Source organism: Cellulomonas algicola (assembly GCF_019024305.1).
Taxonomy (GTDB): domain Bacteria; phylum Actinomycetota; class Actinomycetes; order Actinomycetales; family Cellulomonadaceae; genus Cellulomonas; species Cellulomonas algicola.
In genome coordinates this window covers 239,142-255,630 of sequence record NZ_JAHKSJ010000006.1, presented here as the reverse complement: position 1 = coordinate 255,630, position 16,489 = coordinate 239,142, and the positions used below count along the sequence as shown (strand labels likewise).

Here is a 16,489-nt window from a genome sequence, read left to right as displayed (position 1 = left end):
GGTCCCTGCTGGTGGTGAGCGGCGGTCGCCGCGACGCGACGCGTCAGGCGTCGACCAGCGCCGGTGCGTGCGGAACGCGGGAGGGGGCGTCGTCGGGTGGGGCGGACGGGAGGCGGACGGTGGACGTCGTGCCGCCGCCTGGGGTCGCGCTGACGGTGAGGGTGCCGCCGTGGGCGGTGACGACGGCGTGCGCGATGGACAGACCGAGGCCGGTCGAGCCGGCGGCGCGGTTGCGGGAGGCGTCGCCGCGGACGAAGCGCTCGAAGAGCCGGTCGCGCAGGTCGGCGGGGATGCCGGGGCCGTCGTCGACGACGTCGAGCACGCAGTCGGAGCCGCGACGGGCGACGCGCACGCTGACCGAGGTGCCCGCGGGCGTGTGCAGGCGCGCGTTCGACAGCAGGTTCGCGAGCACCTGGCGGAGGCGGTGGTCGTCGCCCACCACGACGGCGCCCGGGTCGTCGGCGCTCTCGTCGTCCGGCAGGCCGGACAGGTCGAGCGACCACGTGTGGTCGGGGCCGGCGGCGTGCGCGTCGGTGACGGCGTCGACGGCGAGCATCGCGAGGTCGACGGGCTCGGTCTCGAGCGGGCGGCCTGCGTCGAGGCGGGCGAGCAGCAGCATGTCCTCGACGAGCGCGGTCATCCGCTGCGACTCGGACTCGACGCGCGCCATGGCGACGAGGGCCTCGGGCGGCAGGTCGTCGGGCAGGCGGCGGACCAGCTCGGCGTAGCCGCGGATCGACGCGAGCGGCGTGCGCAGCTCGTGCGACGCGTCGGCGACGAACTGCCGGACCTGCGACTCGGACGCGTGCCGGGCGGCGAGCGCACCCTCGACGTGCCCGAGCAGCCGGTTGAGCGCGGCGCCGACGGACCCGACCTCGGTCGCGGTGTCGGTGTCGGCGGCGGGGACGCGGTCGGCGAGGACGACCTCGCCGCGGTCGAGGGGGAGCCGGGACACGCGCGCGGCGGTGGCGGCGACGCGCGTGAGGGGGCGCAGCTCGCGGCGGACGAGGACGAGCCCGGCCGCGGCCGCGGCGAGCACGGCGAGCAGCGCGACGACCCCGACCATGAGCATGTAGGTGGTGATGGTGCTGGTCACGGACGCGGTGGGCATGGCCGTCACGGCGACGTCACCACCGCGCGTGACGGACACGAGCGCGCGGTACTCGCCGATGCCGGCGAGGTCGACCTCACGGATCTGGCCGTCGTGCGGCAGGTCGAGGAGGGCCGCGACGGCCTCCGTCGGGACGACGCGCTGCTCACCGGACCGGAGCAGGTAGGCGGCGGTGACGTCGGCGGCGGTCTGGCCGGGCTCGACGGCGAAGGTCACGGTGCCGACCTCCTGGCCGGGCAGGCCGGCGGGTGGCGCCTCGGTCGGGACGCGGTGGAGGACGACGTCGCCGCCGCCGGACGCAGCGCCGGCGCCGACGGGTCCGTCGTCGGACCACATCATGAAGCGGTTGTGCGCACCCTGGAGGTCGTCGTCGAGCTGGGCGACGAGCGACCCGCGCAGCGCGAGCGTGGTCAGCCCTCCGATGGCGACCGCGACGACGGCGACGAGCGCGACGACGAGCGCGACGAGCCGCCGCCGCAGCGTCCAGCGAGGACGGGGGAGGGACCGGGTCGCCCGTCGCGGGAGCGTCGTGAGCCGCGACCGGAGAGTCGCCGCGGCCCCTGTCAGCGACGTGCTCCCGCGACGGGTGCCGGTCACGCCGGCTTCAGGACGTAGCCGACGCCGCGCAGGGTGTGCAGCATCGGGGTGCGGCCCTTGTCGATCTTGCGGCGCAGGTAGGAGACGTAGAGCTCGACGATGTTGGCCTGCCCGCCGAAGTCGTACTGCCAGACGCGATCGAGGATCTGCGCCTTGGACAGCACGCGCTTGGGGTTGCGCATGAAGTACCGCAGCAGCTCGAACTCGGTCGCGGTGAGGCGGATGTCGTCGCCGCCGCGCGTGACCTCGTGCGAGTCCTCGTCGAGGGTCAGGTCGCCGACCCGCAGCACGGCCTCCTCGCGCGCGGACACGGCACCGGCGCGGCGCAGCAGCGAGCGGAGGCGGGCGACGACCTCTTCGAGGCTGAACGGCTTCGTGACGTAGTCGTCGCCGCCCGCGGTGAGGCCGGTGATGCGGTCCTCGACGGCGTCCTTGGCGGTGAGGAACAGGACCGGCACGTTCGGGTGGGTGGCGCGGATGCGGCGCAGGACGTCGAGGCCCGTGAGGTCGGGGAGCATGACGTCGAGCACGATGACGTCGGGCGACGACGCCTTGGCCTGGCGGATGGCGGCGTGCCCGGTGAGCGCGTGCTCGACGGTCCAGCCCTCGTAGCGCAGGGCGGTGGACAGGAGCTCGGCGAGGGTGGGCTCGTCGTCGACGACGAGCGCCCGGACGGGGGTGCCGTCGGCGCGGGTGAGGGTGTCGGGCCGGCGCAGGGTCGAGGTCGTCATGACCTGATCGTCGGTGCGCGACCTTGGCCGCCCCTGAACCGTTCCTGTGAATCTGCTGAGCGCGGCCGATGCCCGCAGAGGCGCTGGTCAGTGCAGCGGGTGCGGCCTGCCGGTGCCGGCGAGCGCGGCGGTGAGGATCGCCTCGATCGCGAACGCGGTGGACTCGGACAGGTCGACGGCGTCGTCGAGCAGCCACTGCACCTGGAGACCGTCCATGACGCCGATGATCGCGCTCGCGGCGCGCTCGGCGGTCTCGCGGTCGACGCCGGGACCGCCGACCTCGCCGATCGCGTCGGCGATCTCGCCGCGCAGGATGCTGAAGCGGTTGGTCACCCAGCCGCGCGCGGGGTGGTTCTCGGTGACGGACTCGCCGGTGAGGACGGTGTAGCCCTGGACGATGCCGCGGCGCTCGGCGTTCATGCGGGCGGTCCGCACGAGGTGCCGGAACAGCTCGATGCCGCCGGGGATGTGCTGGCCCTCGAGGTCGCGGACGTCCTCCTTGTCGCGGTACTCGAGGACCTCGACGAGCAGCTGCTCCTTGGACCCGAAGTGGTGCAGGACGCCGGCGTGCGTGATCCCGACCTGCTCGGCGACCTCGGCGAGGGACCCGGTCTTGTAGCCCTTCGAGCCGAAGGTGTGCGCGGCGGCGCGCAGGATCTCCGCGCGGCGCTCGGCGGTGGCCTGCCGGGGTCGGCGGGTGCGCTTGGCGGGCGCGGGGGAGCCCGTCCCGGGGGTGACGGCGTCGTCCATGGCCGAAACCATACTGTGACCTACCAACTTACTAACAAGTCAGTAAGTTGTGCTTGACTGCGCACGACGGCAACGACGACGTCCGGACGGAGAGCACATCCCGTGTCGACCGACACCACCGCGGCCACCCGGCCCGACGCCCACCTCGACGGGCTGCTCCGGCAGCTCACGACCGAGGAGAAGGTGCGTCTGGTCGTCGGGGCGGGCCTGTGGTCCACGACCGCGATCGACCGCATCGGCCTGCGCGCCATGCACGTCTCCGACGGCCCTGCCGGCGTCCGTGGCGTGAGCGACGACCCCACCGAGACGGCGGCGTCGTTCCCCGCCCCCAGCGCGCTCGCCGCGACGTGGGACGTCGACCTCGCCGACGAGGTCGGCACGCTGTTCGCCGCCGAGGCCCGCCGGCACGGCGTCGACCTCGTCCTCGCGCCGCAGGTCAACCTCCAGCGCACACCCGTCGGCGGCCGGCACTTCGAGTGCTACTCCGAGGACCCCGCGCTCACCGGCGAGATCGCCGTGCACGTCGTGCGCAGCGCGCAGGACCGCGGCGTCGGCATGTGCGTCAAGCACTTCGTCGCCAACGACTCCGAGACCGAGCGCACCACGTACCTGTCCCGCGTCGACGAGCGGACGCTCCGCGAGGTCTACCTCGCCCCCTTCGAGCGGCTGGTCCGCGAGGCGCGCGCGTGGTCCGTCATGGGCGCGTACTCGGGCGTCGACGACGGCACCACGGCCGCGCCCGTCCTCGAGCACCGGCCGCTCCTCACCGGCGTGCTCAAGGACGAGTGGGGCTTCGACGGCGTCGTCGTGTCCGACTGGGTCGCGACGAACACCGTCGAGAAGGCCGCGTACGGCGGGCTCGACCTGCAGATGCCCGGCCCCGACGGGCCGTGGGGCGACGGCCTGCTCGACGCGGTCCGGGCCCGCCGGGTCAGCGAGTCCGTGCTCGACGACAAGGTGCTGCGGATCCTGCGCCTCGCGCAGCGGGTGGGGGCGCTCGACGGTGTCGAGGCGTCCGGAGAGCACCGGGACGAGGTGGCCGACGTCGACGTGCGCGGCACGCTGCGCCGGCTCGTCGGCCGGTCGATGGTCGTGCTGCGCGACGAGGAGCGCGCGCTCCCGCTCGCCGCCGACGACGTCCGCCGCATCGCCCTGCTCGGCCCCAACGCGGTGAGCCCGTTCGTCCAGGGCGGCGGCTCCGCGTACGTCCGGCCCGAGCGCTCGTCGACGCCGGCCGAGGCGCTGACCGGCGCCTTCGCCGGTGCGCAGGTCGACGTCCATGCCGGTGCGGTCTCCCGCCTGCTGCCCCCGCAGCTCGACCTCGCCGGCCGCTGCACGACGCCCGAAGGCGACGCGGGCGTGCTCGTCGAGCTGCTCGACGCCGACGGCACGGTCCTCGACGCGCACACCACCACGACCTGGGGCGGCTGGCTGCGGGACGTCCGCGACGACGCCGTCACCGTCCGCCTGCGCACCACGGTCCGGCTAGACGAGCCGGGCCGGCACGAGGTCGGCGTCGGCACCGTCGGACGGCACCTGATCGCGATCGGCGGACAGGTCGTCTCGACCGGCGACCAGGTCGTCGGCGCCGAGGTCATCCTCGACTCGTCCGTCAACCAGCCCGTCCCCGCGACGCTCGTGCTCGACGTGACCGAGCCGACGACCGTCGACGTGGACGCGCACGTGCAGGCCGTGCACCCCGTCGGGTACGCGTCGTTCGCGCGCGCCGAGCTCGTGCACCGCGTCCCCGGCACGTCGCCCGACGAGCTGCTCGCCGGCGCCGTCGCGGCCGCCGAGCAGGCCGACCTCGCGGTCGTCGTCGTCGGCACCAACGAGGAGATCGAGTCCGAGGGCTACGACCGCACGAGCCTCGCGCTTCCCGGGACCCAGGACCAGCTCGTCAAGGCCGTGCTCGCCGCGAACCCCCGCACGGTCGTCGTCGTCAACGCCGGTGCGCCCGTGCTGCTGCCGTGGCTCGACGAGGTGCCGTGCGTCGTGTGGGCGTGGCTCGGCGGGCAGGAGTGGCCCGAGGCGCTCGCGGACGTGCTGACCGGAGTGACCGAGCCGTCGGGCCGGCTGCCGTGGACGCTCCCAGAGCACGAGGACGACGTGCCCGTGCCCGACGCGGTGCCCGTCGACGGCGTCGTCGAGTACCACGAGGGCGTGCACGTCGGGTACCGGTCGTGGCTGCGGCTGGGCCGCACGCCCGCCGCGCCGTTCGGGCACGGGCTCGGGTGGACGACGTGGGAGCACGAGTCGGCCGAGGTCGTCCCCGCCGGCACGGACGCCACCTCGGCGGACCACGGGATCGACCTCGACGTCATCGTCGTCAACACCGGACCCCGCGCCGGGCGCGAGGTCGTCCAGGTCTACGTCGAGCCCCCCGCCGACCCCGCGCAGGCGCCCGGCGCCGACCGCCCGGTCCGCTGGCTCGGCGGCTTCACCGTCGTGCACGCCGCCCCCGGCGAGCGCACGACCGCCCGGGTGCACGTGCCCGCCGACACGCTGCGCACCTGGGACACCGCAGGCCACGGCTGGGTCACCCCCGCCGGGACGTACACGCTCCGCGTCGGTCGCTCCTCGGGCGACCTGCGCCTCACGGTCGACGTCGAGATCCCGTCGACCGCCCCCTGATCCCACAGCGCAGCACCGCAGGACCCCACAACCAGCAGTCAGTGCAAGGAGGCACTCGTGAGAACGCGCAAGCTCGCAACGATGGTGGCCGGTGTCGCGACCGTCGCGCTGCTCGCCACCGCCTGCTCGGGTGGCGGCGGCACGTCGGACGACGGCACCGGCGGTGACGGTGCCGTCCTGACGGTCGGCATGCCGAACGGCCCGCAGAACGAGAACCAGAGCCCGCTGATCCCGACGGGCTCGGCGGCGAAGTCGCTCGGCTACGCGTGGGTGATCTACGAGTCGCTCATGCAGGTCAACGACGTGAACCCGCTCGAGGACCCGGAGCCGTGGCTCGCGGAGTCGGTCGAGTGGAACGACGACTACACGGCCGCGACGATCACCCCGCGCGACGGCGTGAAGTGGTCCGACGGCGAGGACTTCACGGCGGACGACGTCGCGTTCACGCTGCAGCTGCTCATCGACTACCCGGCGATCAACAACAACTTCCCCGCCCAGATCGACAAGGTCGAGAACGCCGACGGCAAGGTGACGATCACGTTCACCGAGTCGCAGTACGTGAACCAGGTCAAGCTGCTCCAGCAGGTCATCGTCCCGGAGCACCTCTGGAAGGACGAGGACCCGACGACGTTCACGGACACCGAGCCGGTCGGCACGGGCCCGTACCTGCTCGACACCTGGACGCCGCAGGCCGCGACGCTGGTCCCGAACCCCGACTACTGGGGCGGCGAGCCGAAGGTCGCGAAGCTGCAGTACTCGTCGTACAACGACAACAACGCGCTGACGACCGCCCTCACGACGGGCGAGGCGCAGTGGGGCTGGACGTTCATCGCGGACTACGAGGACGTCTTCATCGCGAAGGACCCCGACCACCACCACCAGGTCGCGGGCGGTGGCTTCGGCTCCGACATCCTCTACCTCAACAACGAGACGAAGCCGTTCGACGACGTCGCGTTCCGCAAGGCGCTCAACCTCGTCGTCGACCGTGCGCAGATCTCCGAGCTCGCCGGCTCGGGCGTGTGGCCCGTCATCGACTCGGTGACCGGCATGCCGATGCCGTCGGGCGAGCAGTACCTCGCGCCCGAGTTCAAGGGCGACGAGCTGAAGGTCGACGTCGACGAGGCGAAGCAGATCCTCACGGACGCCGGCTACACGTGGAACGGGTCCGACAAGCTCGTCGACCCGGACGGCGAGGTCGTGACGTTCGAGCTCGTGAACCCCGCGGGCTGGAACGACTACCTGACCGCGCTCGACCTCATCAAGACGGGTGCCGCGCAGCTCGGCGTCGACGCCACGGTCAACGCCGCGAACCAGGACGCCTGGTTCGACGACATCATCCCGTTCGGCAACTTCCAGGCGACGCTGCACTGGACCGACGGCGGCGCGACCCCGTGGAACATGTACGCCAACCTCATGGACGGCAACTCGTACGTGCCGCTCGGCGAGACGGCGACGTGGAACTTCGGCCGGTACAAGAACGATGCGGTCACCCAGGCGCTCGCCGACTTCAAGGGCGCGTCGGACGACGCCGCGCGGCAGGCCGCGATCGAGACGATCCAGAAGGCGTACGTCGAGGACGTGCCCGGCCTGGTCATCTGGTCGCGCCCGGCCGTCGCGCAGTACTCGACGAAGAACTACACGGGCTTCCCGACGGCCGACGACCCGTACGCGAACCCGCAGCCGACGGGTCCGCAGGCCGCGCGCATCGTCATGAAGCTCGAGCCGACGCAGGACTGACCGACCCGGTCCCCGGGTGCGCGCGGCCGACTCCCCGTCGCGCACCCGGGGCCACCCCGCGTCGACCCTCCACCAGCCGACAGGTGAGCTCCATGACCCTCCCCGCCACGCCGGACATCCGCCCGGCGGATCCCGGCGCCCCCGACACCCCCGTCCTGCAGGCCGTCGACCTGCGCAAGCACTTCGTCACCGGCTCCTTCCGGCGTCGTGCGCTCGTGCACGCGGTCGACGACGTGAACCTCGCGCTGCACCGCGGCCGCGTCGTCGCGCTGGTCGGCGAGTCCGGCTCGGGCAAGTCGACGATCGCGCGCCTGCTGTCCCAGCTCACGCCCGCGACGAGCGGGCAGATCCTGCTGCACGGCCAGGACGCGACCGCGCGCAGCCGCCGGGCGTTCCGCCGCTACGTGCGCCGCGTCCAGATGATCTTCCAGGACCCGTTCGGGTCGCTGAACCCCGTGCACACCGTGCGCTACACGCTGACCCGCAGCGTCCGGATCCACCAGGGCAGGCTGCGCGGCGCGGACCTCGAGGACGCCCTGACGACGCTGCTCGAGCGCGTGCAGCTCACGCCCGTCGAGCGGTACGTCGACAAGTTCCCGCACGAGCTGTCCGGCGGGCAGCGGCAGCGCGTCGCGATCGCGCGTGCGCTGGCCGCGGACCCCGAGGTCCTGCTGGCCGACGAGCCGATCTCGATGCTCGACGTGTCGATCCGCCTCGGCATCCTCAACCTGCTGCGCGACCTGCGCGACCGCCTGCAGATCGCGATCCTCTACATCACGCACGACATCGCGTCGGCCCGGTACTTCGCCGACCGGACGATGGTCATGTACGCCGGGCGCATCGTCGAGACGGGCGACTCGGAGTCCGTGACGCAGGACCCGAAGCACCCGTACACGCAGCTCCTCGTGCGGTCCGCACCCGACCCCGACGACCTTGACGCGCGCGCCCGGGGTGCCCGCGGGGAGGCGCCGTCGCTCGTGCGCCCGCCGACCGGGTGCCGGTTCAACCCGCGCTGCCCGTTCGCCGTCGACCTGTGCCGCACCGAGGTGCCGCCGCTGCTCGCTGTCGGCGAGGGCCGCGAGGCCGCGTGCTGGGGCTACTCCGACCGGCCCGACCGGCCGCGGCTGGGCGACGTGCTCGACGCATACGGGGAGCGGCCGCCGATCGACGTCGACCTGCTGCACGTCGGCGAGGACGAGGCGCAGGCCGAGACCGTCGCCGTCGAGAACCTTCCCGTCGAGACCCTGAAGTCGAAGGAGGGCGACCGGTGAGGTTCTTCGTCCGCCGCGGCATCTTCTACGTCGTCACCGCCTGGGCCGCGGTGACCATCAACTTCGTCATCCCGAGGCTCATGCCCGGCGACCCCGTCAAGGCGATCATGGCGAAGAGCCAGGGCCGTCTGGACTCGTCCGCCGAGGCCGCGATCCGCACGCTCTTCGGCCTCGACGAGCAGAGGTCGGTCTGGCAGCAGTACCTCGACTACTGGAACCTGCTGCTGCACGGGAACCTCGGCGTCTCGTTCACCTACTACCCGACGCCCGTCGCGGAGATGATCCAGCAGACGCTGCCGTGGACGGTCGGCCTGGTCGGCGTCGCGACGGTCATCGCGTTCGTCGTCGGGACCCTGCTCGGCACGGGCATCGGGTGGCGGCGCGGCACGTGGGCCGACTCGCTGCTGCCGATCTCGACGTTCTTCTCCGCGGTCCCGTACTTCTGGCTCGGGCTCGTCGTCATCGCGATCTTCTCGGTGAACCTCGGCTGGTTCCCGTCCTCGGGCGCCTACGACCGCTCGATGGTGCCCGCGTTCACCCCCGAGTTCATCGGGTCCGTCCTCTACTACGGGACGCTGCCCGCGCTCACGATCGTCGTGTCGTCGATCGCCGGCTGGATCCTCGGGATGCGCAACATGATGGTGACGGTCTCGTCGGAGGACTACGTGACGGTCGCGCAGGCCAAGGGCCTGTCGGAGCGGGCCGTGATCTTCGGCTACGCCGCCCGCAACGCGGTGCTCCCGCAGATCTCGTCGTTCGCCCTGTCCCTCGGCTTCATCGTCGGCGGGACGCTCATCATGGAGATGGTCTTCTCCTACCCGGGCATCGGCTTCCTGCTCTACAACGCGACGACCAACCACGACTACACGCTCATGCAGGGCTGCTTCCTCGTGATCACCCTGTCCGTGCTGGTCGCGAACATCGTCGCGGACTTCGTCTACGCCGCGCTCGACCCGCGCACCCGGCAGGAGGGCTGACATGGCCGTCGAGACATCCGTCCTCACCGACACCGAGGACGTCGCGACCGACGCGACCGCACCCGTCGCCGGCAAGCGCAAGCTGCTGTTCCTGCGCAACGGCAAGGCCCTCACCGGCCTGGCGATCCTCGGGTTCTTCGCGGTGCTCGCCGTCATCGGCGACTGGATCGCGCCCTACGACCCGAGCGCCGTGAGCCCCGACATCCTGCAGCCGCCGTCGGGTGCGCACTGGTTCGGCACGACGCACCTGGGCCAGGACATCCTGTCGCAGGTGCTCGTCGGCACCCGGGGCGTGCTGGTGGTCGGGCTCGTCGCGGGCGTGCTGGCGACCGTGATCGGCGTCCTCATCGGCGTCACCGCGGGGTTCGTCGGGGGAGCGGGCGACGAGACCCTGTCCGCGCTGTCGAACATCTTCCTGGTGATCCCGCAGCTCCCGCTCATCATCCTCATCGCGGGCCAGCTCCCGTCGGCGGGCGGGCTCACGGTCGCCGCCGTCATCGCGGTCACCGGCTGGGCGTGGGGCGCGCGCGTCCTGCGCGCCCAGACGCTGTCCCTGCGCAAGCGCGACTTCGTCGAGGCCGCACGCGCCAACGGCGAGCGGACCTGGCGCATCGTGCTCGCGGAGATCCTGCCGAACCTCACCGCGATCATCGCCGCCGGGTTCGTCGGCACCGTGACGTTCGCGGTCCTGTCGCAGATCACGCTCGCGTTCATCGGCGTCACGTCGGTGTCCGAGTGGAACTGGGGGACCATCCTGTTCTGGGCGCAGGGCAACCTCGCGCTCCAGCGCGGCGCGTGGTGGTGGTTCGTCCCCGCGGGCCTGTGCATCGCCCTGCTCGGCATGGCCCTCACGCTCATCAACTTCGGCATCGACGAGTTCGTCAACCCGCGTCTGCGCTCGACGGGCCTGCACGCCCGCACGCTGCGCAAGCGCGGCATCCGCCCGCGCATCGGCTTCACGCCGGTCGTGCACGAGGCCAAGGAGGACCGGTCGTGAGCGCCGTCCCCGTCGCCCCGGGTCGGCGCACCGCCGACCCGGTGCTCGAGATCCGCAACCTGTCCGTCGACTACGGCTACGACGAGAACCCGGTGCACGTGCTGCGCCAGGCGTCGCTCACCCTGAACCGGGGCGAGGTCCTCGGCCTGGCCGGGGAGTCCGGCTGCGGCAAGTCGACCCTCGCGTACGCCGCGACCCGCCTGCTGCCCCCGCCGGGCCTCATCACCGGTGGCCAGGTGCTGTTCCACGGCCGCGACGGCGGCTCCGCCGACATCCTCGCGATGTCCGACGCGGAGCTCCGTGCGTCCCGCTGGCAGGACCTGGCGATCGTCTTCCAGGGCGCGATGAACTCGCTCAACCCCGTGTTCCGGGTCGGGCGGCAGATCGCCGACGCGATCCGCGCGCACCGGCCGTCGGTGTCGCAGAAGGAGGCGCTCGAGCGCGCCGCCGACCTGCTCGACATGGTCGGCATCTCGCCCGACCGGCTCCGCGCCTACCCGCACCAGCTGTCCGGCGGCATGCGGCAGCGCGTGATGATCGCGATGGCGCTCGCCCTGGACCCGCAGGTCCTCATCATGGACGAGCCCACCACGGCCCTCGACGTCGTCATGCAGCGGCAGATCGTCGAGCAGATCGCCGAGCTCCGCGACCGCCTCGGGTTCTCGGTCATCTTCATCACGCACGACGTCTCGCTCCTGATCGAGATCGCCGACCGCATCGCGATCATGTACGCCGGCGAGATCGTCGAGGACGCCACCGCGCAGGACGTCTACCGCCGCCCCCGCCACCCCTACTCGAACGGGCTGCTGCACTCCTTCCCGCCCCTGCGCGGTCCTCGTCGCGAGCTCGGCGGCATCCCCGGCTCCCCGCCGGACCTCGCCCGGCTGCCCTCCGGGTGCCCGTTCCGCGCCCGCTGCCCGTTCGTCTTCGACGCGTGCGCGCACGTCCAGCCCGAGCTCGTCGCCCCCGACGTCCCCGGCGACGACCCCCGCCGGACCGTCGCCTGCCTGCGCCACGACCCGGCCCGCGTCGAGGCCGCGGGCTTCACCCCCGTCCCCGTCCCCCCGGAGCTCGCCCTGCGCTGAGCCCCGCCCGCCCGAACCCGCCCGCCCGACGCCGGCGGCCCCGACCCGCGACCGCCCGCCCTCGCGCCGGTCGCCCCCGATCCACCGCTCCGTCCCGGGAGCACTGTGGGCGGTCGCGTCCCTCCGGTCGCGACACCCCGGGACGGAGCGGTGCTCCGCGTCGCGCCGCGGTTCGCCCCGGGACCGTCGCCCGTCGCGGTGGACTCGACACCGACATGGCTGCCGTTGATCGGCTCCGGACGACATCCACGTCGGTATCGCCGACGCGCCCTCCGGCCGAGATCATCGGTGACGTCGACGAGAGGGGCTCCGTGGTGGCGCAGATCGTGGTGAGGAACCTGCCCGATGAGGTCATGGACGGCCTGCGTCGACGCGCGGTGCAGCACGACCGCTCCCTCGAGGCGGAAGTCCGGGCCATCCTCTCGGACGCCGTGACGAGCGTGGATCCGGTGCTGTCGTGGCTCGACGACAGCGCTGCCCTGCGCGAGGCCGTCGGCGGCGTCGACCTCCCTGAGGCCGCGCGGTCGGCCGGGTCGGTCCACCCTGACGGGTGGACCGACCCGTAATCCCGGGCCCGGTCGGGCGGAGCCGCCGTAGCCTTCCCCCCGGGTCCCGGCCGGTTCGGCGCAGCCCACGGGCGGGCACGGGAGGCGACGAGGTCGCGGGAGGAGGGGCGATGCCGAGCGCGATCCTCCCCGAAGGGGGCACGTACCGGGTCGTGATGGTCGACCAGCCGCGGATCTGGTGGGAGGTCGTGCCCGAGTCGTCCGTCGTGGCGCAGGTGGCGGACCGCGCCGTCGCGGAGCGCGTCGCCCGCCTCATGGAGAGCGTCGAGGACGCCGTCGTGGGGCTCGTGGTCAACGGGCCGGCCCGCCTCGAGCTGCTGGGCGACGTCGCCCGCGGGAGCGCGCCGCTCGCCGTGCTCGACGTCGCCCGCGAGCTCGACCTGCTGCACGTGCCGCGGGACGTCGACGAGGACGACGCCTACCCCTTCCTCGTCGACGACCTGCCGCTCGGCCCCGACGACCAGGAGGAGCTGCGCACCGCCGCCCGCCGGCTGGTCGCGCGCATCTGCGACCAGGCGCGCCAGCCGGGTGCGCGGCTCGCGCTCCTCCGGGTGGCCGGTGAGGTCCTGCACCGCCGGGCGGCCGACGAGCCGGTCGACGCCGAGGACCCGGTCGTCTTCCGGCCCGACCTGCTCGAGTGGCGGCTGGAGTGCCGGCGGTGCCTGTGCGACTTCGTCGTCGTGCCGGTGGAGCAGCCGGGGTCGGGACCGGACCCGTTCACGCCGCCCGTGGCGTTCACCGTCGAGTGGCACGACGCGGGCGTCGCGGTCTCCGAGTACCTGGACGAGGACGACGACTGCGCGTGCCACGGCGAGGACGTGATGCTGCCCTGGGACGCGCCCGCGGCGGACGTGTCCCAGGGAGGCGCACAGGCCTGACGGCGCTCGGCTCCGGTGCACCGGGGTTCGCGCGGCGGCGCCCGAGGCCGACGGCGCCGGTCACCTGGACGGGTCGAGTCGGGCCGCGCGGGCGTCGAGGTAGCGGCGTTCCGGAAGGCTCGTCGTGAGGCGGGCGGCGCGGTGGTAGGCGTCGAGCGCCCCGGCCAGGTCGCCGGCCTGCTCCAGCAGGTGCGCGCGGACCGCCCAGAGGCGGTGGTGGCCGGCGGTGCGCGGGTCGTCGTCGAGCGGGCGGAGCAGGTCGAGCCCTGCTCGTGGCCCGGACACCATCGCGACCGCGACGGCCCGGTTGAGCGTGACCATCGGGCCGGGCGCGACGTGGTCGAGCAGGCGGTAGAGCGCGGCGACCTGCGGCCAGTCGGTGTCGGCGGCGGTCGGGGCCTCGGCGTGCACGGCGGCGATCGCGGCCTGCAGCAGGTACGGGCCGGCGGGATGCACGGCGAGCGCGGCGGACACGAGGGCGACGCCCTCGTCGACCTGCCGACGGTCCCAGCGGCCGCGGTCCTGCTCCGCGAGCGGCACGAGCATCCCGTCCGGACCGGTCCGGGCGGCGCGGTGCGCGTCGGTGAGCAGCATGAGCGCGAGCAGACCCGTGGTCTCGCCGTCGTCGGGCAGCAGCGCGTGCAGCAGCCGCGTCAGGCGGATCGCCTCGGTGGTGAGGTCGACGCGCACGAGGTCCGACCCGCCCGACGCGGTGTACCCCTCGGTGAAGACGAGGTAGAGCACCTCGCGGACGGCCGCCACGCGCGCGGGCCGCTCGGCCGCCGACGGCAGCGTGAACGGCTCCCCGCGCACGGTCCGCTTGGCGCGGCTGATCCGCTGCGCCATGGTCGCCTCGGGGACGAGGTGCGTGGCGGCGACCTCGGCCGTCGTGAGCCCGCCGACGGCGCGCAGCGTCAACGCGACCTGCGACGCGGACGTGAGCGCCGGATGGCAGCACAGGAACAGCAGCGTGAGCGTGTCGTCGTGCGACGGCGGCTCCTCGTCGGCGCCGGGAGCCGCGCGCCGCACGGCCGGGTCCCGGGCGGCCGTCGCCTCCCGGACCCGGCGTGCGGAGTCGGACCGCCACGCGTCGGTGAGCCGCCGTCGGGCGACCGTCGTGAGCCACGCCCGCGGGTCGGCGGGCACCCCCTCGACGGGCCACTGCGTGGCGGCGGCGAGCAGGGCCTCCTGCACGGCGTCCTCGCACGCGTCGAACTGCCCGTGCCGCCGGACGAGAGCGGCGAGCACCTGCGGACCCGCCGCGCGCAGCACGTCCTCGACCGAGGCCGACGAGGCCGACGAGGCCGTCGAGCGCGGCGCGCCGGACGAGCTCGACGACGCAGATCCGGCCGCCCCGGACGCCGGTGCAGGAGGCACCGTCACATCTCCTCGCCCGACCCGACCATGACGGCCCGCAGCTCGATGGCCCCGCCGAACCGGGTGTCGGGCCAGCGTGCGGCGATCTCCTCGGCGCGCTCGTGCGTCTCGACGTCGATCGCGACGTAGCCCGCGAACTGCTCCTTGCTCTCGACGAACGGCCCGTCGGTGAGCGTCGTGCGGCCGTCGACGAACCGCGTGGTGCGCGCGGCGGACGGATCGGCGAGCGCCTCGCCGCCGACGAGCTCGCCGCGCTCGGTGAGCTCGTCCATGATCTCGCCGACCTCGGCGAAGAGCGCCGTCCGCTCCTGCTCGGTGAGCTCGTCCGTGAAGCCGGGCCGGTTCCAGATGAGCAGCATGTACTTCATGGGTCTGTCCTTCCGTCGGTCGACCGCCCCGGGCGGGTGGTCCGTGCTCTGGTCGGAGCCGACCGACGCTTCTCGACATCGTGGTCGTGTCGAGATCGGCACGCCCGCTCCGACCACCCGACGACAGCATCCCGACACGACCAGGAGGACGCCATGACCCGGACCGGCAGGCTGCGCGTGCACACGATGTCGATGAGCCTCGACGGCTTCGTCGCAGGCCCCGACCAGTCCCTCGACGAGCCGCTCGGCGTCGGGGCGATGCACCTCCTGCACGGCTGGATGTTCGGCACGCGACGGTTCCAGGACCTCGACGAGGCCGAGGGCCGCCCGCCCGCCGACGCGCTCGACGACGAGGCGGTCGACGCGGGCTTCGAGGGGATCGGCGCGTGGATCCTGGGGCGCAACATGTTCGGGCCGATCCGCGGCGACTGGGGCGACGGGTCGTGGCAGGGCTGGTGGGGCGAGGACCCGCCGTACCACTGCGACGTGTTCGTCCTCACGCACCACCCGCGACCGCCGCTCGAGATGGCGGGCGGCACGACGTTCCACTTCGTGACGGACGGGATCCACGCGGCCCTGGACCGGGCGCGCGAGGCGGCGGGCGGGCTCGACGTGCGGCTCGGCGGGGGAGCGGCGACGGTCCGGCAGTACCTCGCCGCGCACCTCGTCGACGACCTGCGGTACGCCGTGGTGCCGGTGCTCCTGGGCCGCGGCGAGCGGCTGTTCGAGAGCCTCGACGACCTGCCGGCGGCCTACCGCGTCGCGTCGGTGCGGCAGTCGTCGACGGTCCTGCACGTCCACGTCGAGCGAGCCGTCTGACGGCCGTCGCGGCACCCGGCTGCTGCGGCGACGCACCCCTGGACGACGCGCGGACGCTCTCAGCGGGCCGGGGGCCGGCACCCAGGGGCGTCACAGCCGGCGGCGGTCGGATGGTCCTCGACGCAGTCCCCGCGGCACCGGAGGGCACGATGACCAGCACCGACGAGACGACCGACCCGACCACCAGCCGGACCACCGGGCCGACGACGTGGGAGACGACCTGGCTGACCGCGAACGTGCGACCCGCGGGGTCGTTCGGCCGCGAGGAGGTCGCACGCCTGCGGGCGCTGCTCGACGCGCTGTCGGCGTCCGCGTCGCTCGTCGTGCTGGACCTCCAGGCGGCGTCGCTGCGCAGCGGCCGGGCCGCAGAGGCGATCGACGTCGCGGCGGCGGAGCTCGAGCGGCGGGGCGGGTGCCTGCTGTGCGTCAACGCGGACGACGAGGCGCGGCGTCGCCTGGGCGGGTGCCGGCACGTGGTGGTGGTGGCCGCGGGGGAGCCGGTCCCGGTGGGCTGACGCGCGTCGTGTGCAGGTCGTGTGACGAGCGTCGCCGGGACGTCCGGCGGCGGAACGAGGCGTCGCGGCGTGACCT

General features: G+C 73.6%; 15 protein-coding genes. 10 read left to right on the top strand and 5 right to left on the bottom strand.

Annotation, left to right across the window (positions count from 1 at the left end; translation table 11 throughout):
- Positions 1 to 43: 43 nt before the first annotated feature.
- The 3 genes from KOV94_RS05270 to KOV94_RS05260 form a co-directional block, all read right to left on the bottom strand.
- Entirely contained in the window at positions 44 to 1,708 is a 1,665-nt protein-coding gene (locus KOV94_RS05270) for a sensor histidine kinase (protein ID WP_308160378.1), read from the bottom strand.
- Entirely contained in the window at positions 1,705 to 2,439 is a 735-nt protein-coding gene (locus KOV94_RS05265) for a response regulator transcription factor (protein WP_124343175.1), read from the bottom strand. The genes KOV94_RS05270 and KOV94_RS05265 overlap by 4 nt, the downstream gene beginning before the upstream one ends.
- Before the next feature lie 87 nt (positions 2,440 to 2,526).
- Positions 2,527 to 3,201, bottom strand: coding sequence for a TetR/AcrR family transcriptional regulator (locus KOV94_RS05260; RefSeq protein ID WP_124343174.1), 675 nt, complete (start codon positions 3,199 to 3,201; stop codon positions 2,527 to 2,529).
- 90 nt (positions 3,202 to 3,291) lie between these two features.
- Here KOV94_RS05260 and KOV94_RS05255 point away from each other — a divergent pair, with 90 nt between their 5' ends.
- From KOV94_RS05255 to KOV94_RS05220, 8 genes are all read left to right on the top strand, one after another.
- Complete coding sequence (locus KOV94_RS05255) at positions 3,292 to 5,823, top strand: beta-d-glucosidase (protein WP_218051395.1); 2,532 nt, start codon at positions 3,292 to 3,294, stop codon at positions 5,821 to 5,823.
- 57 nt (positions 5,824 to 5,880) lie between these two features.
- Positions 5,881 to 7,560 (top strand): ABC transporter substrate-binding protein, encoded by a 1,680-nt coding sequence (locus KOV94_RS05250; RefSeq protein ID WP_218051394.1) that lies wholly within the window; start codon positions 5,881 to 5,883, stop codon positions 7,558 to 7,560.
- Positions 7,561 to 7,652: 92 nt separating this feature from the next.
- Positions 7,653 to 8,831, top strand: a complete 1,179-nt coding sequence (locus KOV94_RS05245; RefSeq protein ID WP_218051393.1) for an ABC transporter ATP-binding protein — start codon at positions 7,653 to 7,655, stop codon at positions 8,829 to 8,831.
- The gene (locus tag KOV94_RS05240; protein ID WP_218051392.1) at positions 8,828 to 9,808 is read left to right on the top strand and encodes an ABC transporter permease; all 981 of its coding nucleotides are present in this window, start codon (positions 8,828 to 8,830) and stop codon (positions 9,806 to 9,808) included. The genes KOV94_RS05245 and KOV94_RS05240 overlap by 4 nt, the downstream gene beginning before the upstream one ends.
- A gap of 1 nt (position 9,809) precedes the next feature.
- On the top strand, positions 9,810 to 10,805 hold the full coding sequence (locus tag KOV94_RS05235; RefSeq protein ID WP_124343169.1) for an ABC transporter permease: 996 nt from the start codon (positions 9,810 to 9,812) through the stop codon (positions 10,803 to 10,805).
- Complete coding sequence (locus KOV94_RS05230; protein ID WP_218051391.1) at positions 10,802 to 11,890, top strand: ABC transporter ATP-binding protein; 1,089 nt, start codon at positions 10,802 to 10,804, stop codon at positions 11,888 to 11,890. Before KOV94_RS05235 ends, KOV94_RS05230 begins: the two co-directional genes overlap by 4 nt.
- Positions 11,891 to 12,204: 314 nt before the next feature.
- Positions 12,205 to 12,456: a FitA-like ribbon-helix-helix domain-containing protein gene (locus KOV94_RS05225; protein ID WP_200829670.1), complete on the top strand. Its 252-nt coding sequence runs from the start codon at positions 12,205 to 12,207 to the stop codon at positions 12,454 to 12,456.
- Positions 12,457 to 12,566: 110 nt separating this feature from the next.
- Entirely contained in the window at positions 12,567 to 13,334 is a 768-nt protein-coding gene (locus KOV94_RS05220) for a hypothetical protein (protein ID WP_124342347.1), read from the top strand.
- Between the two features lie 60 nt (positions 13,335 to 13,394).
- Here KOV94_RS05220 and KOV94_RS05215 read toward each other — a convergent pair whose 3' ends face one another.
- Positions 13,395 to 14,786: an RNA polymerase sigma factor gene (locus KOV94_RS05215; RefSeq protein WP_504739648.1), complete on the bottom strand. Its 1,392-nt coding sequence runs from the start codon at positions 14,784 to 14,786 to the stop codon at positions 13,395 to 13,397.
- Entirely contained in the window at positions 14,714 to 15,079 is a 366-nt protein-coding gene (locus tag KOV94_RS05210; RefSeq protein ID WP_162353930.1) for a YciI family protein, read from the bottom strand. Before KOV94_RS05210 ends, KOV94_RS05215 begins: the two co-directional genes overlap by 73 nt.
- A gap of 153 nt (positions 15,080 to 15,232) precedes the next feature.
- Here KOV94_RS05210 and KOV94_RS05205 point away from each other — a divergent pair, with 153 nt between their 5' ends.
- Positions 15,233 to 15,898 (top strand): dihydrofolate reductase family protein, encoded by a 666-nt coding sequence (locus KOV94_RS05205; protein ID WP_218051390.1) that lies wholly within the window; start codon positions 15,233 to 15,235, stop codon positions 15,896 to 15,898.
- A 149-nt stretch (positions 15,899 to 16,047) separates the two neighbouring features.
- Complete coding sequence (locus tag KOV94_RS05200) at positions 16,048 to 16,413, top strand: hypothetical protein (protein ID WP_218051389.1); 366 nt, start codon at positions 16,048 to 16,050, stop codon at positions 16,411 to 16,413.
- The last annotated feature ends 76 nt before the right edge of the window (positions 16,414 to 16,489 follow it).

Coding starts and splice junctions, on each gene's coding strand:
- KOV94_RS05265 (WP_124343175.1), bottom strand. CDS start 2,439: ATGACGACCTCGACCCTGCGCCGGCCCGACACCCTCACCCGCGCCGAC.
- KOV94_RS05260 (WP_124343174.1), bottom strand. CDS start 3,201: ATGGTTTCGGCCATGGACGACGCCGTCACCCCCGGGACGGGCTCCCCC.
- KOV94_RS05245 (WP_218051393.1), top strand. CDS start 7,653: ATGACCCTCCCCGCCACGCCGGACATCCGCCCGGCGGATCCCGGCGCC.
- KOV94_RS05235 (WP_124343169.1), top strand. CDS start 9,810: ATGGCCGTCGAGACATCCGTCCTCACCGACACCGAGGACGTCGCGACC.
- KOV94_RS05220 (WP_124342347.1), top strand. CDS start 12,567: ATGCCGAGCGCGATCCTCCCCGAAGGGGGCACGTACCGGGTCGTGATG.
- KOV94_RS05210 (WP_162353930.1), bottom strand. CDS start 15,079: ATGAAGTACATGCTGCTCATCTGGAACCGGCCCGGCTTCACGGACGAG.
- KOV94_RS05205 (WP_218051390.1), top strand. CDS start 15,233: ATGACCCGGACCGGCAGGCTGCGCGTGCACACGATGTCGATGAGCCTC.
- KOV94_RS05200 (WP_218051389.1), top strand. CDS start 16,048: ATGACCAGCACCGACGAGACGACCGACCCGACCACCAGCCGGACCACC.